5 protein-coding genes, 1 pseudogene and 1 riboswitch are annotated in these 4,537 nt (G+C 59.6%); of the genes and pseudogenes, 3 read left to right on the top strand and 3 right to left on the bottom strand.

Annotation, left to right across the window (positions count from 1 at the left end):
- Positions 1–33: 33 nt before the first annotated feature.
- The gene (locus tag VL003_RS08200; RefSeq protein WP_325441397.1) at positions 34–609 is read right to left on the bottom strand and encodes a TMEM165/GDT1 family protein; all 576 of its coding nucleotides are present in this window, start codon (positions 607–609) and stop codon (positions 34–36) included.
- A gap of 48 nt (positions 610–657) precedes the next feature.
- Positions 658–807, bottom strand: a riboswitch (yybP-ykoY riboswitch).
- Between the two features lie 67 nt (positions 808–874).
- Between VL003_RS08200 and VL003_RS08195 the strand changes: the two genes are divergently transcribed.
- From VL003_RS08195 to dbpA, 3 genes are all read left to right on the top strand, one after another.
- Entirely contained in the window at positions 875–1,759 is an 885-nt protein-coding gene (locus VL003_RS08195; protein ID WP_325441395.1) for a pirin family protein, read from the top strand.
- Positions 1,760–1,952: 193 nt separating this feature from the next.
- On the top strand, positions 1,953–2,582 hold the full coding sequence (locus tag VL003_RS08190; protein WP_325441393.1) for an FMN-dependent NADH-azoreductase: 630 nt from the start codon (positions 1,953–1,955) through the stop codon (positions 2,580–2,582).
- A 133-nt stretch (positions 2,583–2,715) separates the two neighbouring features.
- Positions 2,716–4,098 carry an ATP-dependent RNA helicase DbpA gene (gene dbpA / locus VL003_RS08185; RefSeq protein WP_325441391.1) on the top strand — a complete coding sequence of 461 codons (1,383 nt, stop codon included), beginning with the start codon at positions 2,716–2,718 and terminating at the stop codon, positions 4,096–4,098.
- Between the two features lie 64 nt (positions 4,099–4,162).
- Here dbpA and VL003_RS08180 read toward each other — a convergent pair whose 3' ends face one another.
- Together VL003_RS08180 and VL003_RS08175 are read right to left on the bottom strand one after the other, a co-directional pair.
- Positions 4,163–4,375: a hypothetical protein gene (locus tag VL003_RS08180; RefSeq protein WP_325441389.1), complete on the bottom strand. Its 213-nt coding sequence runs from the start codon at positions 4,373–4,375 to the stop codon at positions 4,163–4,165.
- Positions 4,372–4,537: pseudogene (locus VL003_RS08175) on the bottom strand (GTP cyclohydrolase II); the annotation flags it as partial. The gene VL003_RS08180 and the pseudogene VL003_RS08175, both read right to left, overlap by 4 nt.

Below are 4,537 nucleotides of genomic sequence, written 5' to 3'. Positions count from 1 at the left end.
TTTCGGGCGCGGGCCACCGCGCCCGAAGTTTACTCAGAGCAGGTTCCGGCCCACGCCGAAAAGAGCCAATACGCCCAGCACAGCAAATATCACTGCCGCAACGCCATGAACCAGTTTCATGGATACACGCTCAACGAATTTGCGAGCCAGCAGCACCGCGGGCACATTGGCGATCATCATGCCCAGCGTCGTACCCATGACCACGCCCACCACCGACGCATAGTTGGCGGCCAGCGCCACCGTCGCGACCTGAGTCTTGTCGCCCATTTCAGCCAGAAAAAAGGCGATCAGCGTTACGCCAAACACCCCCAACCTCGCCGGCGAAGGCGTGTTGTCTTCGTCCAGTTTGTCGGGCACCAGCATCCAGGCCGCCATGGCGATGAACGAAAGCCCCAGTATCCAGCGCAACATGGCCGGCTCAATGAACGATGTGATCCACGCGCCCAGCAGGCCGGCTAAAGCGTGGTTGACAATGGTGGCACAGAAAATGCCCGCAATAATCGGCCACGGTCGCTTATAGCGCGCAGCCAGAATAAAAGCCAACAACTGTGTCTTGTCGCCGATTTCGGCCAAGGCGACCACACCGGTGGAAACGAGGAAAGCCTGCATTGTTTGAATTGTCCTGCCGGCGTTTTAAACGATCGACCGCCGTACTCCGGCCGACGACGGAATAAAGCGGCCAAAAGTCTTGCCAGGCGGTTCGGACCAAAGCCCGAGCTGTGTGCGCCACGGCCCTGATAGGCCAAGTATGTTGACGCAGACCACCCCATTGCGGGGTGCGGCTACTCCCTGATGACGCAGCGATTGTACACTATACCCAACACCCAACGCATTTGGCCGGGGGCACGGCATCCGGCCTTTACCGAGAACGATCATGACCGAAACCCTACCCCCCGCCCGCCTTGAACAGGTCAATCGTCCGCGCACGGTCGAGCGGCAACTGTCCGGCGTTGCCACCTCGGACGGAGCCGGCGTAAAACTGACCCGGGTGCTGACACAAGACCTGCAGCGGCGGCTCGACCCTTTCCTGATGCTCGACGCCTTCGGCAGCGACGAAGCCGACGACTACATCAAGGGCTTTCCCGACCACCCGCACCGCGGTTTCGAAACCGTTACCTACATGATCGCCGGTCGCATGCGACACCGCGACAGCTACGGCCACGAAGGCCTGCTGCAGAACGGAGGCGTCCAATGGATGACGGCCGGACGCGGCGTGATCCACTCTGAATTGCCCGAGCAGGAATCAGGCAGGATGGAAGGCTTTCAGCTGTGGCTGAATTTACCCGCCGCCGCCAAAATGACCGAACCCTGGTATCGGGATTTCCAGAGTCCCGATATTCCGCAAATGCGCGTAAACAATACGCTTGTACGTATTATTGCCGGCGCCAGCCACGGGGTCGAAGGCGCCATGCAACGCGATGTTACCGAACCGCTTTACCTGGATATACATTTCGAAGGACCAGACAGCTTCAAGCAAGCTGTGCCCGCCGACGCCAACGCATTCATTTATGTTTATCGTGGAAACGTCCAGGTAGGCGACCAGCAGGTAGGTATACAGAAATTGGCCATATTGCAAAACGACCCCCAGGCCGACGGCGTGGTGGTTAGCAGCCCGGGGCCGGCCCGAATGCTGCTGATCGCGGGGCTGCCGCTGCGCGAGCCCATTGCCCAACATGGGCCTTTCGTGATGAACACGCGGCAGGAACTGATTCAGGCGTTCGATGACCTACAGGCAGGAATGTTCCAGAGCAGCCCTTAAGACTGCAGAGCTTATAGTTATAATTCCATAAATGGAACAATTGGTTGCGTCCGGCCCGGCTAATCACGCCGGGCTTTCTTCATTACCATGAACATACAGCTAAAGGGCTTGGGCAAAGACCAAGCTTGGCATAGGCCAGGCGTTGGCCAATGCCATCGCCGCAAGACCTTCAACAAATACGACGGGAACTTTCATGACTACAAAACTATTGCACATTGACTCTGCCATTACCGGCGACGCATCCATTTCGCGCAAACTGACTCGGCAAATTGTCGACCACTTCGTTCAGACCCAGCCCGGCATCCAGGTCCAGTATCTCGACCTGGCAGCGCAGGCTCCTTCGCACCTGTCGGTCGAATCGCTCGGGTTCCGCCTTGGGCTCGCCGATGATCAGCTTTCCGACGCTCAGCGCCGCGAGAACGAAATTACAACCGATTTGCTTGAACAGTTTCTGGCGGCGGACATCGTGGTGGTGGGTGCCCCCATGTACAACTTCACCATCCCAAGCCAGCTTAAAGCGTGGATCGACCGTCTTGCCCAGGCAGGCCGTACGTTCAAATATACCGAGAACGGCCCCGTGGGGCTGGCCGGCGGCAAGCAAGTGGTCGTGGCCTCTACGCGCGGCGGCGCCTACTCTACATCTGAACAGGGCCAGGCGCTTGAGCATCAAGAAAGCTTTCTGAAGGTTATTTTTGGCTTCTTCGGCATCACCGACGTGCGTTTTGTGCGCGCCGAGGGTGTGAACCTGGGCGAGGACGCCATTCGGAAGGCCAAGGACGATGCCGCAAACGCCATCAAAGAGCTAGGCGTCATCGCCGCCTGAGCGGCCTGAACAAGGCCAACCCGCCCTGGCCGGTGCCTCACCGCCCCGTCCGGCTGGTCTTGCCGACGCCGGGGCTTGTGGCAAGCACTACTGCTAAAATGGGCTTTCCATCGCCACACTACCAGGCCACCCGGTGAACTCTCCCCTTTCGTTCAGCAGCACCGCGCTGTCCAGCGCCGTGCTGAACAACCTCGACCAGCTCGGCTATCAACAAATGACGCCGATTCAGGCGCACAGCCTGCCGCCCATGCTCGAGGGGCGCGACATTATCGCGCAAGCCATGACAGGCAGCGGCAAGACCGCCGCTTTTGGCCTGGGCATCATGCACACTCTGAACCCAGCCTGGTTTGGCACTCAGGCGCTGGTGCTATGCCCGACCCGCGAGCTGGCGGCCCAGGTGGCGCAAGAACTGCGACGCTTGGCCCGCCATGCCGCCAATATCAAGGTATTGGTACTGGCCGGGGGCGCCTCGCTCGAGCGGCAGATCGACTCTCTGCGCCACGGGGCTCATATCATTGTCGCCACGCCGGGGCGCTTTTGCGACCACCTGGGTCGCAATACCATCGATTTGTCAGGCTTGCGCACCCTGGTGCTGGATGAGGCCGACCGCATGATAGACATGGGTTTCTACGACGACATGGCAACCATCGTCGCAGCATGCCCGCGCAAGCGACAGACCCTGTTTTTTTCGGCCACTTACCCAGACAATGTGCAAAAGTCGGCCGCCCGATTCCTGCGCGACCCGGTTCAGGTGAAGGTCGAATCCCAGCTTCCTGAAAATCGGCTCGAGCAGCATTTTTACGAGATCTCGGCAGACCAGCGACTAGAGGCCGTGGCCCGTTTGCTGATGCATTTTCGCCCCGTATCCACCTTGGCATTTTGCAATACCAAGGCCCAGGTCCATGAGCTGACCGAGTTCTTGCAGGCGCGCGGCTTCTCGGCCCTGGCCTTGCATGGCGACTTTGAGCAGCGCGACCGCGAAGACATACTGGTGCAGTTTGCCAACCAAAGTTGCTCGGTGCTGGTGGCCACCGACGTGGCGGCCCGCGGGCTGGACATGCAGTCGGTGGATGCCGTGATCAACGTCGAGCTGGCGCCCCAGCCTGAAGTGCACGTGCATCGCGTGGGGCGCACCAGCCGTAGCGGCGCCAAGGGGCTGGCCCTGAGCCTGGTTTCCCAGGAAGAAATGTACCGGGCGCAGCGTATTGAGCAGTATCAGGATGCGCCTTTGCCCTGGCAAAGGCTTGATGCCGTATCCAAAACGGCAGGCAAGCCGCCCGAAGCACCCATGCTTACCCTGTGCATACAGGGTGGCAAGAAAAGCAAGCTACGCGCCGGCGACCTGGTGGGCGCCCTGACCAAAGATGCGGGCCTGCCCTTTGACAGCCTGGGCAAGATCGACGTGCTCGATTTTGTAACCTTTGTGGCCCTTAAGCGCGAAATCGCCGACGAAACCTACGACCGGCTGGCCAACAGCACTATTAAAGGTCGCCGCTTCAAGATGCGGTTCATGTAAGAAGCAGCCGGGTCCACGTTATAGGCGACCCGGCCCTATAGCAAAACCTGCAGCCTGTATTGTGTCAGCTCAGGTTCTCGCGCACCCATTGCTCACACTCAACGGCCAGGCTCATCACCCGTCTGGCAATCCACACCTCAGATTGACCCGCTGCGCGCTGCTGGTTCGCATAAGCCTCGAGGCTTTCGGGGGTCGGAAACCAGTCCTGTTCAGGCTGGATCTCAAGCCCCTCTATGTGGCGGACATGCCCGTTGGGCAAAATATACCAGGCGCTCATTGCTCGGGTTCGGTCAGAGTAACCTTGAGCCAATGGCCAAGCTTGGCCGCTTTGGTCTGTAGGTAGCCTTCGTTATGAGGGTTGCGATTGACCTGTAGCGGAATGCGTTCTGTTACGTCGATACCGACAGCCCGCAACTGGTCGACCTTGCGGGGGTTGTTG

It is taken from the genome of Pusillimonas sp., assembly GCF_035515275.1.
Classification (GTDB): domain Bacteria; phylum Pseudomonadota; class Gammaproteobacteria; order Burkholderiales; family Burkholderiaceae_B; genus Pusillimonas.
Note: the sequence above shows the minus strand (reverse complement) of the source record. Positions and strands in the feature narration are given on the sequence as shown.